Source organism: Sphingobacterium pedocola (assembly GCF_015209965.1).
In the GTDB taxonomy this organism is placed as follows: Bacteria; Bacteroidota; Bacteroidia; order Sphingobacteriales; family Sphingobacteriaceae; genus Sphingobacterium; species Sphingobacterium pedocola.
The window spans coordinates 77,414-96,780 of record NZ_MU158693.1; the positions used below are offsets into that span (position 1 = coordinate 77,414).

At 42.3% G+C, this 19,367-nt stretch carries 17 protein-coding genes; 10 read left to right on the forward strand and 7 right to left on the reverse strand.

Features of this window, described 5'->3' with window-relative positions; all coding sequences use genetic code 11:
* Positions 1–40: 40 nt before the first annotated feature.
* The gene (locus tag C4F40_RS19915; protein WP_231390153.1) at positions 41–1,423 is read right to left on the reverse strand and encodes an FAD-dependent monooxygenase; all 1,383 of its coding nucleotides are present in this window, start codon (positions 1,421–1,423) and stop codon (positions 41–43) included.
* A gap of 269 nt (positions 1,424–1,692) precedes the next feature.
* Positions 1,693–2,511 (reverse strand): ZIP family metal transporter, encoded by an 819-nt coding sequence (locus C4F40_RS19920; RefSeq protein ID WP_196941186.1) that lies wholly within the window; start codon positions 2,509–2,511, stop codon positions 1,693–1,695.
* 202 nt (positions 2,512–2,713) lie between these two features.
* Between C4F40_RS19920 and C4F40_RS19925 the strand changes: the two genes are divergently transcribed.
* On the forward strand, positions 2,714–3,145 hold the full coding sequence (locus C4F40_RS19925) for a DUF2721 domain-containing protein (protein WP_196941187.1): 432 nt from the start codon (positions 2,714–2,716) through the stop codon (positions 3,143–3,145).
* A 26-nt stretch (positions 3,146–3,171) separates the two neighbouring features.
* Here the strand turns inward: C4F40_RS19925 and C4F40_RS19930 are convergent, their stop codons facing one another.
* Positions 3,172–4,062, reverse strand: a complete 891-nt coding sequence (locus C4F40_RS19930) for an SDR family oxidoreductase (RefSeq protein ID WP_196941188.1) — start codon at positions 4,060–4,062, stop codon at positions 3,172–3,174.
* Positions 4,063–4,195: 133 nt separating this feature from the next.
* On the opposite strand from C4F40_RS19930, the gene C4F40_RS19935 reads away from it, so the two are divergent.
* Positions 4,196–5,158, forward strand: a complete 963-nt coding sequence (locus C4F40_RS19935) for a TIGR03885 family FMN-dependent LLM class oxidoreductase (protein WP_196941189.1) — start codon at positions 4,196–4,198, stop codon at positions 5,156–5,158.
* A gap of 2 nt (positions 5,159–5,160) precedes the next feature.
* The gene (locus tag C4F40_RS19940; RefSeq protein WP_196941190.1) at positions 5,161–6,789 is read left to right on the forward strand and encodes an alpha-amylase family protein; all 1,629 of its coding nucleotides are present in this window, start codon (positions 5,161–5,163) and stop codon (positions 6,787–6,789) included.
* Positions 6,790–6,800: 11 nt separating this feature from the next.
* Here the strand turns inward: C4F40_RS19940 and C4F40_RS19945 are convergent, their stop codons facing one another.
* Positions 6,801–7,199 (reverse strand): SPW repeat domain-containing protein, encoded by a 399-nt coding sequence (locus C4F40_RS19945; RefSeq protein WP_196941191.1) that lies wholly within the window; start codon positions 7,197–7,199, stop codon positions 6,801–6,803.
* Between the two features lie 205 nt (positions 7,200–7,404).
* Between C4F40_RS19945 and C4F40_RS19950 the strand changes: the two genes are divergently transcribed.
* From C4F40_RS19950 to C4F40_RS19975, 6 genes are all read left to right on the forward strand, one after another.
* Positions 7,405–8,211 (forward strand): chemotaxis protein CheB, encoded by an 807-nt coding sequence (locus C4F40_RS19950; RefSeq protein WP_196941192.1) that lies wholly within the window; start codon positions 7,405–7,407, stop codon positions 8,209–8,211.
* Positions 8,193–10,337 (forward strand): CheR family methyltransferase, encoded by a 2,145-nt coding sequence (locus C4F40_RS19955; RefSeq protein ID WP_313785888.1) that lies wholly within the window; start codon positions 8,193–8,195, stop codon positions 10,335–10,337. The genes C4F40_RS19950 and C4F40_RS19955 overlap by 19 nt, the downstream gene beginning before the upstream one ends.
* A gap of 1 nt (position 10,338) precedes the next feature.
* Positions 10,339–11,946, forward strand: coding sequence for a PAS domain-containing sensor histidine kinase (locus C4F40_RS19960; protein ID WP_196941194.1), 1,608 nt, complete (start codon positions 10,339–10,341; stop codon positions 11,944–11,946).
* Between the two features lie 5 nt (positions 11,947–11,951).
* Positions 11,952–12,950: a chemotaxis protein CheB gene (locus C4F40_RS19965; protein ID WP_196941195.1), complete on the forward strand. Its 999-nt coding sequence runs from the start codon at positions 11,952–11,954 to the stop codon at positions 12,948–12,950.
* 154 nt (positions 12,951–13,104) lie between these two features.
* Positions 13,105–13,848 carry a nucleotidyltransferase gene (locus tag C4F40_RS19970; RefSeq protein WP_196941196.1) on the forward strand — a complete coding sequence of 248 codons (744 nt, stop codon included), beginning with the start codon at positions 13,105–13,107 and terminating at the stop codon, positions 13,846–13,848.
* A gap of 2 nt (positions 13,849–13,850) precedes the next feature.
* On the forward strand, positions 13,851–14,588 hold the full coding sequence (locus C4F40_RS19975) for a metallophosphoesterase family protein (RefSeq protein ID WP_196941197.1): 738 nt from the start codon (positions 13,851–13,853) through the stop codon (positions 14,586–14,588).
* A 7-nt stretch (positions 14,589–14,595) separates the two neighbouring features.
* Here the strand turns inward: C4F40_RS19975 and C4F40_RS19980 are convergent, their stop codons facing one another.
* Positions 14,596–16,134, reverse strand: coding sequence for an FAD-dependent oxidoreductase (locus tag C4F40_RS19980; RefSeq protein WP_196941198.1), 1,539 nt, complete (start codon positions 16,132–16,134; stop codon positions 14,596–14,598).
* 12 nt (positions 16,135–16,146) lie between these two features.
* Positions 16,147–16,869: a type 1 glutamine amidotransferase domain-containing protein gene (locus C4F40_RS19985; RefSeq protein WP_231390154.1), complete on the reverse strand. Its 723-nt coding sequence runs from the start codon at positions 16,867–16,869 to the stop codon at positions 16,147–16,149.
* A gap of 217 nt (positions 16,870–17,086) precedes the next feature.
* Between C4F40_RS19985 and C4F40_RS19990 the strand changes: the two genes are divergently transcribed.
* The gene (locus tag C4F40_RS19990) at positions 17,087–17,740 is read left to right on the forward strand and encodes a YciE/YciF ferroxidase family protein (RefSeq protein ID WP_231390155.1); all 654 of its coding nucleotides are present in this window, start codon (positions 17,087–17,089) and stop codon (positions 17,738–17,740) included.
* An 83-nt stretch (positions 17,741–17,823) separates the two neighbouring features.
* Here C4F40_RS19990 and C4F40_RS19995 read toward each other — a convergent pair whose 3' ends face one another.
* The gene (locus tag C4F40_RS19995; protein WP_196941199.1) at positions 17,824–18,798 is read right to left on the reverse strand and encodes a glycosyltransferase family 9 protein; all 975 of its coding nucleotides are present in this window, start codon (positions 18,796–18,798) and stop codon (positions 17,824–17,826) included.
* Positions 18,799–19,367 lie beyond the last annotated feature (569 nt).

Genomic DNA, 19,367 nt, shown 5'->3' on the forward strand with positions numbered 1-19,367 from the left:
TCGTTTAATTTCTTGATTAATAAATTATTTAAAATGGGCGTCAGCGGAATTCAATTTCATCGGTAGGACATTCCCCTTTTAAACACCGTCCTCTTGGTTGATCACCCTCATGAAGCACAATTTTAGAATGTAGAAACTGCGCCGCGTCTGCCGAATCTTTCACTTTAATTGCACTGCGCTCTAGCATTTCCGATTCAAACTCCGTTAATACACTTTCTCTGACTCCAATTTTTCTCCATGGAGAGGATTGACATCCTTTTAAGATCCCCCGAGCCAGTGCGAGTGCATCTAACAGCGCTTGATTTGCACCCTGTCCTTTAAACGGGCTCATGGGATGAGCTGCATCTCCGATTAGTGTCACTTGCCCACTTTTCTTCAACAATTCGGATTCGAGGATTTCTCGGTCATAAACCGGATAGCCAGAGATCTTAGCTTCCGGGGTAGCGGCTATAACCTGAGGGATGGGATCATGCCACTGCGTTCTTCGGCACGCTTCTTCCTTGAGTGCTTGAGTTCCTCTAGCACTTAATGCCTTAGCCTCTTGTTCAGGCATTGGAAAGCTAAGTTGCCACATCACTGAATCTGAGGTGTAAGGCATCATATAGATCCGTTCATTGCCGTTGGCGGTTTGAAATACCGTAGCAGAATCCAGCAAAGAACTATTAAGATCTTCGAGCGTACACAACGGACAGATACCCAATATCACAATACATCCTAAGTAACGTAAAGGGGTAATATCCTCACCAATCAAAATACGACGCACCGAACTACGAATACCGTCGGCTCCAACCAAAAGATCCGCCTTGGCGCTCTTCATCTCCCCGCCCACTTTAAAGCTTAAGACAATACCTTCATCTTCACTTTCCTTAAAATCTACGAACTGATGCCCCCACTGTACCGCGTCATGCCCGCCGAGTTGTTCAAGGAGAGCTAAGCGTAAAGATTGCCGTGCGATATGTACATTTGAGCGTTTAGGAGCGGTTTTTATACCTGACTGCGTCCACTTTCTGAGCCCCCATTCGCCGATCACTTTTCCTTCTGTGGTATGAACGATATGTCTTGTTGAAATCACTCCTTCTTTTAACGAGCAAACACCGAATCCCTCGATCGCTTTACTAGCTTGTTGCAAAGTGAGTCCGTAGCCCTGTGATCGAGCATAGAAGTGGCTATCGTACTCATAAAGGGTAAAAGGGATACCGCGATGCAAACAAGCGACAGCAAGAGCCACTCCTCCTACACCGCCACCAACAATAGCAATGTGTGGGTAGTTTTCTTTATCCGCTATTGGACGATCAACAGATCGAAGCAAGCCTGAGCCGCGACAGTTTAAGCATGAATATAAGCGCCCCCTAGGGCGCACTGGCATCGTTCCTTCTTTCGTTTTTTCAAATTGATCGAGTGCTGCTTGATAACGGAGCCGCATCTTATTGGTGAGTCTTCGACTTTTTTTCCCACGTCCCTGACATTCCCCACAAATAGTCCAGTTTGTTTTTGCGTCTTCTACTTTCGTCACTTCCTCTTTATTTAACTTGAATTATTGTTGCCTTAAAATCGTCAATTTCCCCGTGATCATCTGTATACTGGAGGCGATAGGCTGAACCCGTGTAATGCAACGTTGTGCCATCAAATGTAGCTAGTTGAGAAAATTGTGTGACCAGATAACGTATTATCTATTTGTGAGCTCAGAAAAACCTATTCATGATTATGTCCGTCATGCCCCTCTCCATCATGTGAATGGCCATGGTGATGATCTTTATGGATATGCTCGTGATCGCTGTGATCATGGCCATCAAATAATAAATTTCCGACAGCCAGCAGCATTCCAATTAGCACAGCCAGCATCTTTCTCCTGTTAAATCTATGGTGGTCTGCTGACCCTGATTCAAATAAGATCGTGGTCGAGACGTGTAGGAAAATACCAATAACCACGGCCATAATCTTATCATAATACAGATGTATATTTCCTAAATTTCCATCACTTATTCCCTTACTAACAAGGAAGCCAAATGGCGTCATGAAAGCAAAGACTAATAAGCAGAGGGCTATTTTTGTTTTCGATAATCTAGTAGCGATCAGCAAGCTGCCCAATGCAAAAGCCGCAGGTATATGATGGACGGAGATACCAAATACCAATTGCGATTGCTGTCCTGCTGCCAAAGGCATACCTTCTAAAAATGCGTGCAGACAAAGACTTATCATGATACCAAAGGGGAAAACATGATGATTTCCATGATGTACATGACCGTGTTCAATCCCTTGCGAAAAATGTTCCAGCACCAGCTGAAAGATAAATCCGCCCAAAATATATAAGCCGATTACTGTTCCAGAAGTTCCATTGTCCTGATAAACATGCGGAATAAGATGAAGTACCGTAATACCAAAAAGATATGCTCCACTAAAAGAGAGGATGAGTTTAAGCAGGGAAGAGTTATCTCTTTTAACAAAAAACACGGATAGACCACTAAATAGGGCCGGTAAAAATAGAATAAGAATAACGAGTAATGGATGCATATTAGTTGAATTTTCAATGTGTTAGCGTTATAAAGGGTTGATCTTGAACACATTTTATCGCAACACGGTTGCGAACTTAAGATAAATATTTAATATTTCAGCGAAAATTATCAATTTGATAAACAACATGGGAAATGTCTGTTCTTAATATTGAAGTAATCGTAAAAGAGTTGAAGCCGCAATATGCGGCTTCAACGTATTTATGTTAAAGATTATAGGATACCATTCGGTTAATCTCCGTGGCGGAGATTCCTCGGGAATAAAAAAAACCAACGGAGAAAACGAAAAAAACGGAGAACAGGAAGAGGTTCTTGCCATCTACCAACAACTAAAACGATCTACGAGGCGTGTTATGCATTTGCAAAGATCGATGACAAGTTTATATCTATCCCTTCTTTTCTTTGTGGCGACCAGTGTTAGTATTGGGGTCATAGACATCTTGCATTTAAACTATAACTGGCTTCCCGTTACACTCGTACTTATAGGAGCAATACTTTTATTCTATGCCTGCCTGGAGCTAATCAGCGAATCCCGGCTTGCCTTTCTAGCCGTTAATTTTGAGATGGCACGCGCAATAAAAACGGTGAATAGCTATTTTCCGTTTCGTTATAAAGATCCAACCAATCGCCCATAAACAATGGACCAATTGCAGAATGCGTTTTAGGGATGTCCTCCCCCGCCAGCTGCACCGAAAATCTGTCCCGTCGAATAACTCGCATTATTGTCTGCCAATTGTACAAAAATCGATGCTAGTTCGGCAGGTTGTCCGGCTCTTCCCAACGCCGTGTCTGCGCCGAAGTCGACCAACGTTTCTGGCTCTTTACTACATACCTGTAAGGGTGTCCAAATAGGGCCAGGTGCCACCCCGTTTACTCGGATACCAATCGACCCCAACTGCTGTGCTAATGCTTTGACCAAGATTACATTCGTAGCCTTTGTTTGCGCATAGTCCAGTAGCGTCGCTTCCGGATCATATGCCTGGACAGAAGCGGTAACTATAATAGATGATCCTGCCGGCATGTGAGGAATAGCGGCCTTTGTAATCCAAAACGGCGCATACACATTTGTTTTCATAGTGGTATCGAAACTTTCGTCGGGAATATCCAAAATAGAGTCGTAGCTCTGCTGATAAGCCGCGTTGTTAACCAGAATGTCCAATCCTCCCAGTTTACTAACTGCTTCGTCTATTAGCTGCCGGCAAAAATTCTTGTCGGTAATATCTCCGGGGATAGCATAGCCTTTTCGTCCGGCTTTTTCAATCAAATCGATAACCTGCTTGGCGTCCTCTTCTTCCGCCGGCAGATAATTAATCGCCACATCGGCTCCTTCTCTAGCAAATGCAATAGCTGCAGCGCGCCCGATTCCGGAGTCTCCACCGGTAATCAATGCCCGCCGATTTTCCAAACGGCCTGATCCAAGATAGCTATTTTCGCCATGGTCGGGAATAGGATCCATTTTTCCGGTTAATGCCGGAAAAGGTTGTGATTGTTTTTTGAACGGTGGCCTAGGATATTTGTCCACCGGATTTTCAAGTTGTGATTTTAGCTCCATGATCTACATATATGTTCCTTAGTGACTCAACAACTTTTTCGGTATTCGGTTTTACTTTTTTAATATATAACTAGGTTGATTTCTCGAGAACTATCGAAGCGGAAATGTGTTAATAAGAGAAAGAAAGGTTTTTATGACAATTGGATACCATGCCTCTCACGAGCAATTTTCACCGAGTCAACTTCTCACCTATGTTCAACTAGCGGAAAAAGCGGGCTTTAATGCGGTAATGTCTTCGGATCATTTTCATCCATGGAGTGAAAACGACAGTCAAAGCGGGTTTGCGTGGAGTTGGTTGGGTGCTGCTATGCAAACTACTTCAATGGAGTTCGGAATTGTGAATTCACCCGGCCAACGCTATCACCCAGCCATAATTGCACAGGCTGTAGCGACACTTGATGATCTGTTTCCAAATCGATTGTGGATAGCTTTGGGTAGCGGACAAGCCTTAAATGAAAAGATTACAGCTCAGGTATGGCCAAGCAAAGAGATCCGCCACGCTCGTCTCGAAGAATCTGTTCAGATTATGAAACGTCTTTGGGCGGGCGAAACGGTCACACATTACGGCGTCATTGCCGTTGAAAATGCTACGCTGTATACCAAACCCCTTTCTTCTCCACCGGTATATGGCGCTGCCCTTACTGAATCTACTGCTGCTTGGATCGGCACTTGGGCCGGGGGCCTAATTACAGTCAACCAGGATACATCCAAATTACACCAGATTATTCGTGCTTTCCGAAGGTTACGTCCTAACGGCAGACTGACTTTAAAACTTCAGGTATCATATGCTTCTACCGAAGAAGATACGATAGAAGCTGCTTGGATATCATGGCGCAATAATACACTAGGCAACGAATTACAGGCCGAACTGGCCCTACCCGAGCTCTTTGACCGCGCCGGATTGCACGTAGCACGCGAACATGTAAAGAAACATGTGTTAACAAGCATCGATCCTTCACGTTATATCGACGCAATCCATACTTATTTTGAGATGGGGTTTGATAAAATAATCATACACAATGTGAATCGACAACAGGAGGAGTTTATCGCCTTTATGGGAAAAGAAGTTCTGCCATTCATTAAAAAAACAACATAGTTATGCGTAATAATCGCTGGTACAAAGACGCCATTATCTATACATTAGCTATTGAGTCGTTTAAAGACTCCAATGCAGACGGTTGTGGTGATTTCCAAGGGCTTCAACAGTCTCTCAAGTATTTTCGGCTTTTAGGGGTAGACTGTTTATGGCTACTACCGTTTTATGACAGCCCAAACAAAGATGCTGGCTATGATGTACGAAATTACTACGATGTGGACAAACGTTTTGGTGATCTGGGGGATCTTGTTGAGCTGATAAATGCGGCTAAGGCAGCTGGTCTACGGATTATTATTGATTTAGTCGTAAACCACACTTCACAAGAGCATCCATGGTTTTTGGAAGCTGCGCAAAATCTGCATTCTCCTTATCGGGATTATTATATCTGGTCTACTGAAAAACCCGAAGAAGACGGAAGCAATGCTATTCTGGCGGAAGAGCAGGATTACACGAACTGGACGTATAACAAAGAGGCCGGTGCGTTTTACTACCACACGTTTTATAAGGACCAACCAGATCTAAACATGACCAATCCTGCAGTGACAGAAGAAGTGAAAAAGATCATGCGATATTGGCTTAAACTTGGTGTCGACGGATTCCGCATAGATGCGGCGCCCCACATGATAAAAGAAAAGGGAGATTGTAAATTCAGTATTGACCCTCATGATATATTTAGAGAATGGCGTGCATTTATTAAAGAGCTTAACCCCGAAGCCGTATTTCTCGCAGAAGTAGATGTACCTCTTACACGCTATACAGATTTTTTGGAACACGATAAGCAGATGCACATGTTGCTTAATTTTTATCTAAACAACTACTTCTTTTTAGCTTTTGCGCGTGAAGAATCGGAGCCCATCGCAAAAGCCTTACAGAAAATCCCGTTACTTAGCGAAGAGGAACACTTGGCCAACTTTCTGCGAAACCACGATGAGCTCGACTTAGAGCGGTTGAGCGAAAAAGAACGCCACGAAGTGTTTGCCGTATTTGCGCCTCATGAAGATATGCGCATTTTCAATCGTGGCATACGACGAAGGCTACCTCCTATGTTCGACAACAACAAGCCACGTTTGGCGCTAGCCTATAGTATGCTATTGTCTTTACCTGGTACACCGATAATAAGATATGGGCAAGAAATAGGCATGGGCGATAACCTTCAAAAGGACGGAAGAAATAGTGTCAGAACGGTGATGCAATGGAACGCGGAAGAAAATGGGGGTTTTTCTGAAGTAAAGGCGGGCGCGATCGATGGAGATATCATTCCCAATGGCCCATACGGGTATAAAAAAGTGAATGTAAATCAACAACTAAAGGATGATAAATCTCTTTTGAATACGATACGAAAATTTATACATGCAAGGAAAAACCTGGATTTTCGACAAGGGGCATTTACTGTGCTCGATACCTCTTCGAAACATTGCTTAGCCTATCGGTATGAACTTGATAAACGAAACATATTAATCTTACATAACCTTAGTAGCAAACCTATCACGATTTTATTGGAATTAAACCACCTAGAACGATATCATACCGTTGTCTCCGATAAAAAATACGGTAGCGCCACGAACAATGAGAGCGGAATATATTTAAATCCCTATGGCTACAAGTGGATGACTGACAACTGGATTTTTTAGCGCAAAGCGAATTAATGATCCCGTTGCGGATCGTCCACGACCTCTACCGGCGGAACCCGCTTCCGCAGTTTAGAACTCGTAAAAATACCGCCTCCCAGAACGATCAGACCACTCACAATATGGAACGTATTTCCCTCTTCTCCAAAGTCAAACAAAAAAGGTGAAATCATCAAAAGTAGGCCTACAACAATGTCCATAACCAAATGAAGTGGCATAGGAATTACGCGAATAAGCCCACCCTCATATCGTGTGAATATTGACAGTCCGGCTATGGCGGCTCCGCTCCATAAACTTACATTCGTGGCAGCTACTGATTCATGAAATGTGAAAATCCAAGGTCCACCCACTAACGTAAACACCATTACATAATCTAAAAATGCATGCCAATGTGTTGGAGTAATATTTTTCATAGTTCGATGTTTTTATGTTGAACAAAGAACGCAATTCCAAGGTTTATTGGATATGATCGAACAAGTATTTTAAGGTTTAAATAGCGTATTTTACTGGAGAGGTATGTATAAAATCATTGCAGAAAAAATTCACACCATAGGTATCGATTGATTTTATTAGATTACATTAGCATTATTAAAAAGAGGAATACTGATCATTCAAAAAATGAAAAAAGAAGAACATACAGACCTAAACCGGGTGCAGATACAAGATGAAGAAGGCAGAAGCAAACCGCAGCAAAATCCCTTTCCGATAATCGGAATGGGTGGTGCCAGTGGCTCATTACCCGCATTCGAGACTTTTTTTAAACATATGCCAGCCCAATCTGGCATGGCCTTCGTTATCGTCATGCATCAGGATTCAAAAGAAAACACCGACTACATTAGTCTATTAAAATCTTTTTCGTCTCTGCCTGTTTTGTTTGCAGCAGATGGGACAAAGCTTAAGCCAGATCATATTTACCTTGCGCCAAAAGATATAGACGTCGGGCTCCACGATGGCCATCTACTCCTCTTCAACGCCTCCAGAGAAAAAGGCGCACATATGTGCATTGATCATTTCTTTCAGAGCTTGGCCGAAGATCAGTGGAATATGGCTGTAGGTATCGTTTTCTCCGGTCTCGGAGCGGATGGGGAAACAGGAATACGAATGATCAAGGAAAAACTCGGCATGACCATGGTACAGGATCCTGAAACTGCGGAATACCCGAGTATGCCACTGGCATCCATCAAAACCCAACTGACAGACTACATCCTGCCAGTAGAAGAAATGCCGATGAAGCTTATACAGTATCTCAGTCATCCCGCGTTGAGAGCATCCATCGAGGAAGAAGTCGACCCCGGTAAAAATAATAGGATACATGTTCAAAAGATACTGATGCTCCTGCGGTCCCATACCGGACATGATTTTAGTCTATATAAAAAAACACGATATCCAGACGTATTGAACGTCGGATTGCCTTTCATCAGCTAGCCGACTACGAGCACTACGTCAATTACCTGCGCGAAAATCCGGGAGAGGTAGAGGTTCTTTTCAATGAATTGCTCATCGGTGTCACCAAATTCTTTAGAGACCGACAGGCTTTTGATGCGTTGAAAGAACGAATCTATGCATTACTTCGGAACAAAAAAAACGAAGAGCCGATACGCATCTGGATCGCAGGATGTTCTACCGGAGAAGAAGCTTATTCGGTAGCCATCATCATTACCGAATACCTTGATGGTCTTCAGACCAAACGTAAACCCAAGGCTCAAATCTTTGCGACGGATCTCGATGCAAATGCCATCGAGCATGCTAGAGCAGGCTTTTATTTTTCCAATATTATTTCTGAGCTTAATCCGCAACAGCTTGACAGGTTCTTTGTTAAGAAAAACAACGGTTATACCGTAAAAAAGGAAATCCGTGAAATGATTGTCTTTGCACAACACAATTTAATCAAAGATGCACCTTTTACCCGTCTTGACCTATTATGTTGCCGCAACGTAATGATTTACCTTACTGCAGAGCTCCAAAAAAAAATTATTCCCATTTTTCACTATTCGCTGAATGTAAACGGTCTCTTATTTCTCGGTCCTGCAGAATCGATCAGTGGTTTTCATGATATATTTAATATTGTAGACTCCAAATGGAAATTGTTTGAGCGCAAAGAAGGTGTATCCTCCATGGGAAAATTATTGGATTTTCCGTTTCACGTCGCAAATCAGGATAAATTGGCCAAAACGGATGTTGCCATAAAGAGCGGCCATAAAAACCCGATTGCTGAGCACTTCAATAAGCTGTTGCTGGACAACCACACTCCCCCTTCTCTCTTACTAAATGACAAAGGAGAAATTCTTTATATCAACGGCAAAACGAACAGGTATATACAGCTGCATCCCGGCGAAGCGGTGATGAACATCCATCGCATGATTCGAGAAGAGCTCAAATACGTTTTGGGCAACGCGCTCCATCAGGCACAGAGTAGTCGCGCCCGAGTCGAAATAAGTGAAATAAAAATCAAAGAGCTGGACAAAGTACTTCTTATCAGCTTTTGTGTGGAATATCTCCAGGAACCAGGGCTCCAAGGATTGCTGCTGGTTACTTTTTATGAGAAGGCCGCACCAAAAAAAACACCGCGAAAAACCAAACAAAACAGTACAATCAGCGAAGGCGCTGTAGAAGAGCTAGAAAAAGAGCTGATCTATACAAAGCAACAATTACATACCACTATCGAGCAGATGGAAACATCGCTGGAAGAGCTTAAATCAACCAACGAAGAGCTGCAAAGCACCAATGAGGAACTACAAAGTACCAATGAGGAAGCTTTGACGACAAAAGAGGAAATGCAATCGCTGAATGAGGAGCTCATGACCATCAACATGCAGTATCAAACAAAGGCAGAGGAGCTCACACAGCTCAATAATGACATGAAGAACCTGTTGGATAATATCGAAATCGGGACTATTTTTCTAGACAACCAACTGAACATCCTACGTTTTACTCCTCAGGTGACACGGCTCTTCAATGTAATTTCCAGTGATGTGGGCCGTTCGATTACACATATCGTATCCAACTTTGACTATCCTTCCATTGAATTAACCATCAATGAAGTGATTGAAACGCTAAATGGGAAAGAGTTGGAGGTGAAAACTAAAAAAGATGAATGGTATAATTTAAGGATTATGCCCTATCGGACCATGGATAACTTCATCAACGGCGCCGTGCTTACCTTTACCAAAATCACGCCTATAAAGTCGATGAATGCACAAATCCAAGGTCTACTGAGCTATACACAAGCCATCATCGATCGATTTCCGGATGCCACCTTGGTGTTGGATGCAGATAAAAAGATATTGGTTCACAACAATCTTTTCCTTAAACTTTTTCACCTAACTCATGCAGAAGTCAGCGAACTTTCCTTCCTGGAGATTGTTAATAACAAATGGGACATGAAAATACTTTCGGAGAAACTGTCGATCACAGAACCTACCGGCGAGGATTTCTACGTACAACACCATTTTAATGGGATTGGCTTATTGAATCTCCAGATTTCGATAGAGCGAATTACTGCAGAGACAGAAAGCCTTTACGTACTGATTTTAAAATTTAGGGAAAAATAACATGAAAAAGTGGGGCGAAACGGGCAAAGAAGCCATCTTCAGTACATTGAGGACTAAAGCAGAACAACTCTTAGCATCCGAATCGGCAGAGCAACAGGTACGCGCAGGCAACGAAGTGGAATTGCTGCTTCACGAGCTTGAAATCTACGAACTAGAACTGCAGATGCAGAACGAAGAGCTGAAAGCCTCCCATAATTCCCTGGAAATCGAACGTTCGAAATTTGCTGGGCTGTTCCATTCAGCGCCGGTCGGTTATTTGATTTTAAATCCAAATGGACTCATTAAAGAAATTAACCAAACAGGGGCTATACTGCTCAACGCTCATCCGAGCGAACTCCATGATAAAAATCTCGCTACTTTTATAGTTTCAGATTCGCAGCGGGATTATTACGCTTTTATTAAACATATTCAGATATCCCCGAACGGGGCGCAATGTGAGCTTAGACTTAAAACTGAAAACGCAAAGGCAAAATTTATACAGTTCAATGCGACCACAGTAATTAATCCGGTCACCGAAGAAAAAGCACATTATATCACCATCACCGATATCACGAGCGCGAAAAAAATCCAGCAGCGGTTGACGGAGACATCTGAACGGCTCAATCAGACGCTAAGGGCGTCTCAAACAGGGACGTGGATGGTAAACCCTGATAAGAAAGAGATATTTTTGGACGAATACAGCAAAAACATTTTGGACCTCCACACCGGTGCTGCGGTAACTACCAATTTACTCTCAGCACGTATTATGGAAGAAGATAGGTCAAAACTAGCATACTTATTTGCTGATTGCAAAACCGGTTGTGAGATCGACCTGGAACTTAGGCTTCTACCGATCAAACGCGAAATTAAAACTGTCTTAGTAAAGGGAAAGATAGTAGAGCGATATGATGGCTCAAACTACTTCGCAGGTATTATTACAGATATCACGGAAAGAAAGCGACACCTAGAGTTGGCAAACGAGCATGAGAAAACCCAACAGCGTTTGCTCTATAAAGCTTCTATCGAAGCGCAAGAACGCGAAAGGGAAAAAATAGGTTCGGCACTGCATGACAGTGTATGTCAGATCCTTTATGGCATACGGTTTAATATTAACCATATCAGCAAGAAAGGCGCGCTCAAAACAGAATTTAACAACATCAACAACCTGCTTGATCAAGCAATTGGGGAACTTAGAACCCTTTCCATCGAGCTTACTCCTGCTATTTTGAAAGATTTTGGTTTTACGACCGGACTAAGAGACATGATCCGACGGCTGGAAACAGTTGGTTTCAAAGTACATACCACAATCGATCCACGTGCAGACGATCTACCTGAAGAAACCCAGCTTTATATCTTTCGGATTATACAGGAGCTACTCAACAACAGCATTAAACATTCTGGAAGCAGCGCGGCGAAGGTCAAGATATGTACGGAAAATAGCGCTGTCAACATTTTGGTTAGCGATAATGGCCGAGGTCTTTCGGACGGGGTGGAAGAATCGTGCAAACAAGGTTCTGGTCTTCGCGGGATTAAAAACCGGGTTGCTCTCCTCAAAGGAAAAATGGAAATTTTAAACCAAAACGGTGTCACTTTCAAGATTTACTTTCCGCAGGATAACTTACAAGCATAAGGAAAATGAAAGATACAGAGATCAACAACATCATCACAATTGGCGCATCAGCCGGGGGACTATCTGCAGTATCGGATCTACTCTCTTCTTTGCCTAAGGATATCGATGCAGCTATCTTTATCGTCATCCATCTGAGCAAAGGGGCTAATCCAGAAACGGTACTGTCCATGTTGAACCGTAACTCCAAACTGTCGGTTCAGATTCCCAAAGACGGTACATCAATCCAAAATGGAATTGTCTATGTCGCGCCTAGCGATGCACATATGATGCTCCGACCTGGCCTGATTTCAATCAAAAAAGGACCTATGGAAAATCACTGGCGGCCGGCTATTGATGTGCTGTTCCGAACTGCTGCGGCAGCATACGATTCCTGCGTAACAGGCATCATCCTTACCGGTTTACTTGACGACGGAACATCGGGCATGACGGCAATTAAAAGTGCCGGTGGCACCTGCATTGTGCAAGAACCAGAGGAAGCGGAATTTCCGGACATGCCTAATAATGTGATCAATAACATAGAGGTGGACTACCGCGTACCACTTATTGATATTCGATACATTTTAGAAGACATCTATACGCGTGGAACCTGTAAACCCAGCCAAGTGCCAGAACACATCAAACAAGAATCTGATATTACCATTCGCATGGCGAGCAGTTACGAACAAACCAAACAACTTGGAACCCCCACAGCTCTTACTTGTCCTGACTGCGGCGGAGTATTAACCAAAATCGAAGAAGATGATGTTACCCGATACCGTTGTTTCACCGGACATGTATTTTCCGAACGATTCTTGGAAGAGCAGTATATGAACAAAACAGAGGAGACCCTTTGGGTAGCCATCCGCATGATGGAAGAGCGGCGAAATTTTATTTCCAATACAGCGGGCTATGCTAATGAGCATCCGATCTTGCATGTTGAAAGAACGAAAAGGGCAGCAGAGCTTAAGCTTCATATTGACCATTTGAAGGAAATCCTTACGCATCTCGGTAAACCTGTTGAATAAAAACAGTCGAGATTCCAAGTACGCACACATTGGTGCATTGATCTCGTATTCACGGTCGTAAGGAATTCCACTATTTTATCTAATGATAAAAAGATACCACCCGAGCCACCAACAAAATGACAAGCAGGATTGTTGTATAGGTAAAGTAACTCTTATGATTGAGACCCAACGCCAAAAACAAGATTCCAACGCTTTTTATAAAGAAGCATTACAGCTGTTAAATGACAGTTCCTGTCATTTTATGCTCGGAGGAGCATTTGCCATGTTCCATTATACCGGTATCTTTCGTAACACAAAGGATCTTGATATATTCTGCAAAAGCAGCGAATACCCGAAGATTCTTAAATTTTTTGCAGAAAATGGATACGAGACCGAACTGACGGATGTACGCTGGTTGGCCAAAATTTTCAAAGGAGAATATTTTATTGATATCATTTTTGACACGGTCAATAATATATGTACAGTAGATGACAGTTGGTATGCGCGCGCAAGCGAAGGCATGTTTGTGTGTACACCTGTGAAATTCATTCCGGCAGAGGAGCTGGTGTGGTGTAAAATTTATGTGCAAAACCGAGAGCGGAATGACAATGCGGACATCAACCACATTTTATTAAAGCACGGTAAAAATATAGATTGGCAACATTTGCTTTTTAGACTCGATCCGCATTGGCACCTGCTCTTATCGCAGCTTCTGATTTTTCAATTTGTATATCCTGCAGACTACCGTGATATCGTGCCGAAATGGTTATTTGATGAGCTTATGTCGCGCGCTAATGAGCAGTATGAACTTCCCTCTCCTGTTGAAAAAGTATGCAGGGGCCCCTTGATAGATCAAACCCAATACCAGGTAGATATCAAAGAATGGGACTATAAAACGTGTACCATTAAAACGATATGAACATGACAGAACGAAAAAAAATCAGAATCGCCGCTTTGGGCGATCTACATGCCAAGCTTTCTGACAAGGGTATGTTCCGTCCGATTTTTGAACAGGTATCACGGGAAGCCGATGTGTTGGTAATCTGCGGAGACCTGACGGATACCGGAGATGAAGATGAAGCAAAAATATTAGGTGAAGAAATGCAAGCCTTACAGATTCCTGTAGTAGGTGTACTCGGGAACCACGATTATGAAAAAGGCCGCCAAAAAATCATAAAACAAATTTTGGTAGACCATCGGATGACGATTTTAGATGGAGAGGCCATTGTCGTTGCAGGAATAGGCTTCGCAGGAGTGAAGGGCTTCGGAGGCGGATTTGATAAATATATGCTCTCTATCTTCGGAGAAGATATGATGAAAGGATTTGTACACGAAGTGGTTAACGAGTCGCTGCAGCTTGATCGTGCACTTACCCGTTTAGAGCAAGAACATCCAGACTTACCCAAAATAGCCATTCTGCATTATTCTCCAATAAAAGAAACGATTGAAGGTGAACCTATAGAAATATTCCCCTTCTTGGGATCTTCGCACCTCGCAGAACCCCTTAATAGGCGCAAGGTACATGCGGCTTTTCATGGACATGCACATTGTGGAAAGCTGAAGGGGCATACTACAATGGACATTCCGGTTTACAACGTAGCACTTCCTGTTCTAAAGAGCGAAAACATAGAAACCCCTTACTACATTATAGAAGTGTAGTAGAGCGTTATTTATTTTCTGTCAAGTCAATTTGATCCAAGGGCGACCGAGCCGGACCATTAAGCATCAGACCATCGATACTATAACGAGCACCATGGCAGGGACAATCCCAACTTTTCTCTGCATTGTTCCATTGCACGATACAACCCGCATGTTTGCATACCGGATCCAACGCATATACCTTCCCTGATTCATCTTTATAAATCGCTAGATTTTCTTCCTCATAAGACACCACCTTTCCCTCTCCCCGACTAAGCGCCGCCAATTCTGCCATTGTCTCTTTTTTAAATCGATCACCGATCAACCGCTTGACTACATTTGCATTTTCATTAACAAATGCCTTGAACCCAGTAATGGGGCTATTGCGTAAAGGGGCATATATGTCGCTGTAAGGGCTTTCCCCTGTTAGAATTAAATCTGAAATAATCTTGGCAGACAGGGTACCAAATATCAGTCCGTTCCCACTGAATCCTGTTGCTACAAATTCTTTCGGGTTCTCTTTTGACAGCGCTCCTATATAAGGGAGCGCATCTGTGCTCTCATAATATTGGGAAGACCATGTGTTACGAATCGATTTTACCGCAAAATGCTTTCGTACGTAGGCTTCCAAATCTTTGAAACGATAGTGTGGATTTTCTTCCTGTCCGGTTTTATGATCCGCTCCTCCTACAATCAACACATCGCCCGAATCATCGGATGCTTTACGGAGATAATGAAAGGGGTTTTGCATATCATAAATTAATCCATCCGGATAATCGCTCGAATTCTGAAGTTTCACCGCCAATACGTAACTTCTGTAAGGTCCCAATTTAAAATTAAGCTTGTTGATACCCGTATACGTATGCGTGGCATGCACCACCCGTGCAGCTGTAAAATTAAAATTCTGTCCCACTACTTTCAGATTGCCTTCTTCCTCTTCCACATTTTGCATAGGCTCGTTCTCAAGAATACGCCCTCCATTTCTGATGTAAATATCCAATAAACATTGAATGTATTGAAGGGGATTGAACCGTGCCTGCTGATCAAAATAAATTGCCTTGGTAAATTCGATCGGCGCATCTATATTAGATGTATATGAAGTAGGAAGACCAACTTTTTTTATGGATTGATATATTTTGTCCAATTCCTTTTCTTCCTGCCCATCCGTAGCGTACATATAACCTTTTACCTCTTTAAACTCGCATTCAATCTGATATTCTTCTACAAATCGCTTAATAAGCTGGATTGCTTCTAAGGCGCTTTCTGCTACTTTTTTGGCAACTTCTATCCCACATTTGTCTATAATATCTGAATAAGGTGTATCCAGTACGGAATTTAAGTGTGCTGAAGTGCCGGCTGTGGTGCCAAAACCGATCTTATTGGCTTCCAGTATTAGACACTTCTTCCCTGCTAGTTGTAACATGAGCGCGGTCGTGACTCCTGTAATGCCACCGCCAATAACGATGGCATCAAAATGCATTTTGGAGTAGATCGTTTTAGATATGGGGGGCTGTAATGGCGTTTTATCTTGCCAAAATGATTTTAAATTTCCATCTCTTTTCATCATCTGCTGTCTATATTAAAAATTTGTTGAAGCGGCTGCCTTTTGTACAATACGTTTCAAGAGCGCTGTGGCGGTTCCGTTGGCTGACAACGGATTTTGCCCCGTAATCACATCTCCGTCGATTTCGACATGAGCCGCAAAAGGTAGCGTGGCCGACGAGAATTCGACGCCTTTTGCCTTCAACGCGGTTTCCAATTCGTAGGGGATATTATTTTTTCGTGCCACCAACGCTTCTTCTGCATTGGTAAAAGAAGTTACTTTTCTTCCCATTAAAAAACTTGGGTCAAGCTTAGCACTCATTAAGAACGCTGCTGGACCGTGACATAATGCTGCAATCGGTTTACGCTGCTTATGAAACTCCAAAATCAGGCGACCAGATTCGATACTCCGTGCCAAATCCCATAATGGACCATGGCCTCCGGGAATGAACAGGCCGTCGAAAGGATCGGCAATAATGTTTTGTAAGGCAAGGGTATTTTGAAAATGAAACTGCGCTGCATCATCCTCCAAAAAACGCCTATTGGATGCTGTGACATGTTCTGTTAATTTACTCATAGGGTCGATTGGTGGCTCCCCGCCCTGTATGGTTACAAGTGTAACCTCACACCCTGCATCCAAAAAAACGTAATAGGGATCGGTAAATTCGCCTAACCACACACCCGTTTCGTGCTGTGTATCTTCCATATACCGATGCGCCGTAAGTAACATCAAAATTTTTGTCGTTTCCATCGTTGTCATACATCTAATGTTGTACTGATTGTATTGAACTTGAACAATTCACGGTAGCAAAAGTTTACTGGGGGATAAATAACGTAGTAATAGTCCATTTAACGACACAACTACCTGGCAACGCGATATTTATACCCTATTTCAACCCGAGATATTGCGATTCGAAACAAGATCGAAATCCAACTTGTTTTGTATTAGCAACGTTCAACTTTTAATATATATTAACATGACAACTACAACAAAAACCCCTACGGCAAAAAAGAGTAGTACATCTGAAGGAGCAGCTAAAAATACTGCTTCCTCGAAAACTGCGACCATGGCCACAACTGCCGCGCACAGTACGAGTACCCGTGCCACTAAATCAGATGCCGCAAAAGTTAAAGCAAAGAGTGGCGCAGCCAAAGATCTTGCCGATTTATTTGAGGATGGCTTAAAAGATATTTATTGGGCAGAAAAAGAACTGTTAAAAGCCCTACCAAAGATGCAAAAGAATGCCAGTACGGCTGACTTGCAACAGGCCATTGAAAAGCACATCACGGAGACCAAAACTCACGTGAAACGTCTGGAAGAGTGTTTTAAAGCTATCGGTAAAAAAGCACTAGCCGAAAAATGCGAAGCAATGGAAGGTCTGATCGAAGAAGGAAATAGTATCATAGAAGAAACGGAAAAAGGCTATGTTAGGGATGCCGGAATAATCGCAGCAGCGCAGAAAGTCGAACACTATGAAATTGCAACGTACGGAACTTTAGCGGCCTTTGCTAAAGTACTCAAAGACAAAATTAGCTTGAATCTTCTTCTTCAGACACTTGAAGAAGAAAAAAACTGTGACGAAACCTTATCCACTATTGCGGATACAAATCTGAATACCAAAGCGAAATAAATCATTCTGTTGCATTTACAGCGCCACAGGCCTTAGATGCACTGCCACTAAAAAGTTAGACCCAATTTGGTGGCGGTGTAACATCATCCGTATTTCCCGATACCGTCGTCGGCAAGCAATATATCAACGACGCTGAAGATATCGTGCATCGCTATTTCTCCTGTCGCATCGAAGGTATGGTGCAGTTTCTTATTTTTAGGTCCCCATCTTTCCGGCTCGCCATCCATACTGAATACGATACTTTTCGTTCCAATACCCGCAGCAATATGAGAAATACCAGTACAGTTGCAAACCAGAAGGGAAGCGGTTTCCAGTAAAACGCCTACTGTTCCTAAATCCGTTTTACCACATAGATTGATGGGAATGTCTATTAGGAGATCAGCCAAATTATTTATTAGATCCTGTTCTGCCAATGTACCTGTGAGTACAATTTTATATCCCTGCCCGGATATTCTATTCGCCACTTTGGCAAAGTTAAATGTAGACCATCGTCGCCTTTCATCTCTTGAGCCCGGATGGATGACTACGAATTTATGTTCATCACACATATCTTCCAGCAATCGAAAATTCGCTCTATCCCGTTCGAAAACTGGGAATTCCATATGTGTATCTTTTATATTCAAACCAATATGACGAAGTAAAAGCAAATGTTTTTCTGTTTCATGTACTCCATCTGGATACATCATAAAATCTGAATCTTGTTCTTCTAGACTCACGCAAAAGCCTACTATCTTATCTGCACCCCACCTTCTCAACAAATCGTTTACAATAGTTCCGTTTCCCTGCATTTGAAAGATGATATCAAATTTCTTTCGTTCCATCTCTTCGACGAATGCGTCCAATTGATCCAAATTTTCTTCCTGCTCCGGTAAGCCTGGATAACCTGGAAAATCAATATATTCGTCAACGTAATCAAAACGAGCTATAAGCGACTTCATTGTCGGCAAACCTACGAAAGCAATATGTGCTTTTGGGAAATTATAGCGTATATTACGAATTGCAGGTATAGCACATAATAAATCTCCCAATTGTAAGGCTCTAAAAACAGCAATTTTCATACTATATAAATTTGAAATAGTAAGACGTTAAGAACATAAACAATCGTTCCTTCTTGAAGTTGTTTTTTTTGAACGCTTCTTTTCATGATTTTCCAAGCGCTGAAAGACGGTAGAGTGAGGCATTACCTTTTAATTACATACCGTGATGTTACCGTTTAATCCGCAGTTAATCTGATACAAATACCTATAATATAATAATTGGAAACGTAATGTGATTTTAAGTGTTGTGTTTGTTCATAAAAACAAAAGCGTTATGTTCTTATCAATCATCTTTGGAATATTATTTATTGTAATTGCCATCTATCTGGTGAATAGAAACCGCAAAAAGAAAGAGGTAATACCTCGCAAAAAATAGTTATATAGGTTTCATTTTGTGGGATTAGTTCGTCCTTGGAAGCACTGGCATCGATATCTAGAAAGTAAAAGCATCTTGAATGTTTCATTTTCGTACGTAATATGTTACTTAACACGTTCTCAAGCTCGGTGGTTCATTTGTAGTAACAAAACGGGCATTCTGCCTTAGCTATTGCTCACGTATAAACAACGGATAATGCAGTTTTTTAACTAAA

What these genes read in the sequence shown, in the direction of transcription:
- C4F40_RS19915 (WP_231390153.1), bottom strand. Translation starts at nt 1,423, where the DNA reads ATGCGGCTCCGTTATCAAGCAGCACTCGATCAATTTGAAAAAACGAAA.
- C4F40_RS19920 (WP_196941186.1), bottom strand. Translation starts at nt 2,511, where the DNA reads ATGCATCCATTACTCGTTATTCTTATTCTATTTTTACCGGCCCTATTT.
- C4F40_RS19925 (WP_196941187.1), top strand. Translation starts at nt 2,714, where the DNA reads ATGTTAAAGATTATAGGATACCATTCGGTTAATCTCCGTGGCGGAGAT.
- C4F40_RS19930 (WP_196941188.1), bottom strand. Translation starts at nt 4,062, where the DNA reads ATGGAGCTAAAATCACAACTTGAAAATCCGGTGGACAAATATCCTAGG.
- C4F40_RS19935 (WP_196941189.1), top strand. Translation starts at nt 4,196, where the DNA reads ATGACAATTGGATACCATGCCTCTCACGAGCAATTTTCACCGAGTCAA.
- C4F40_RS19940 (WP_196941190.1), top strand. Translation starts at nt 5,161, where the DNA reads ATGCGTAATAATCGCTGGTACAAAGACGCCATTATCTATACATTAGCT.
- C4F40_RS19945 (WP_196941191.1), bottom strand. Translation starts at nt 7,199, where the DNA reads ATGAAAAATATTACTCCAACACATTGGCATGCATTTTTAGATTATGTA.
- C4F40_RS19950 (WP_196941192.1), top strand. Translation starts at nt 7,405, where the DNA reads ATGAAAAAAGAAGAACATACAGACCTAAACCGGGTGCAGATACAAGAT.
- C4F40_RS19960 (WP_196941194.1), top strand. Translation starts at nt 10,339, where the DNA reads ATGAAAAAGTGGGGCGAAACGGGCAAAGAAGCCATCTTCAGTACATTG.
- C4F40_RS19965 (WP_196941195.1), top strand. Translation starts at nt 11,952, where the DNA reads ATGAAAGATACAGAGATCAACAACATCATCACAATTGGCGCATCAGCC.
- C4F40_RS19970 (WP_196941196.1), top strand. Translation starts at nt 13,105, where the DNA reads ATGATTGAGACCCAACGCCAAAAACAAGATTCCAACGCTTTTTATAAA.
- C4F40_RS19975 (WP_196941197.1), top strand. Translation starts at nt 13,851, where the DNA reads ATGACAGAACGAAAAAAAATCAGAATCGCCGCTTTGGGCGATCTACAT.
- C4F40_RS19980 (WP_196941198.1), bottom strand. Translation starts at nt 16,134, where the DNA reads ATGATGAAAAGAGATGGAAATTTAAAATCATTTTGGCAAGATAAAACG.
- C4F40_RS19985 (WP_231390154.1), bottom strand. Translation starts at nt 16,869, where the DNA reads ATGACAACGATGGAAACGACAAAAATTTTGATGTTACTTACGGCGCAT.
- C4F40_RS19990 (WP_231390155.1), top strand. Translation starts at nt 17,087, where the DNA reads ATGACAACTACAACAAAAACCCCTACGGCAAAAAAGAGTAGTACATCT.
- C4F40_RS19995 (WP_196941199.1), bottom strand. Translation starts at nt 18,798, where the DNA reads ATGAAAATTGCTGTTTTTAGAGCCTTACAATTGGGAGATTTATTATGT.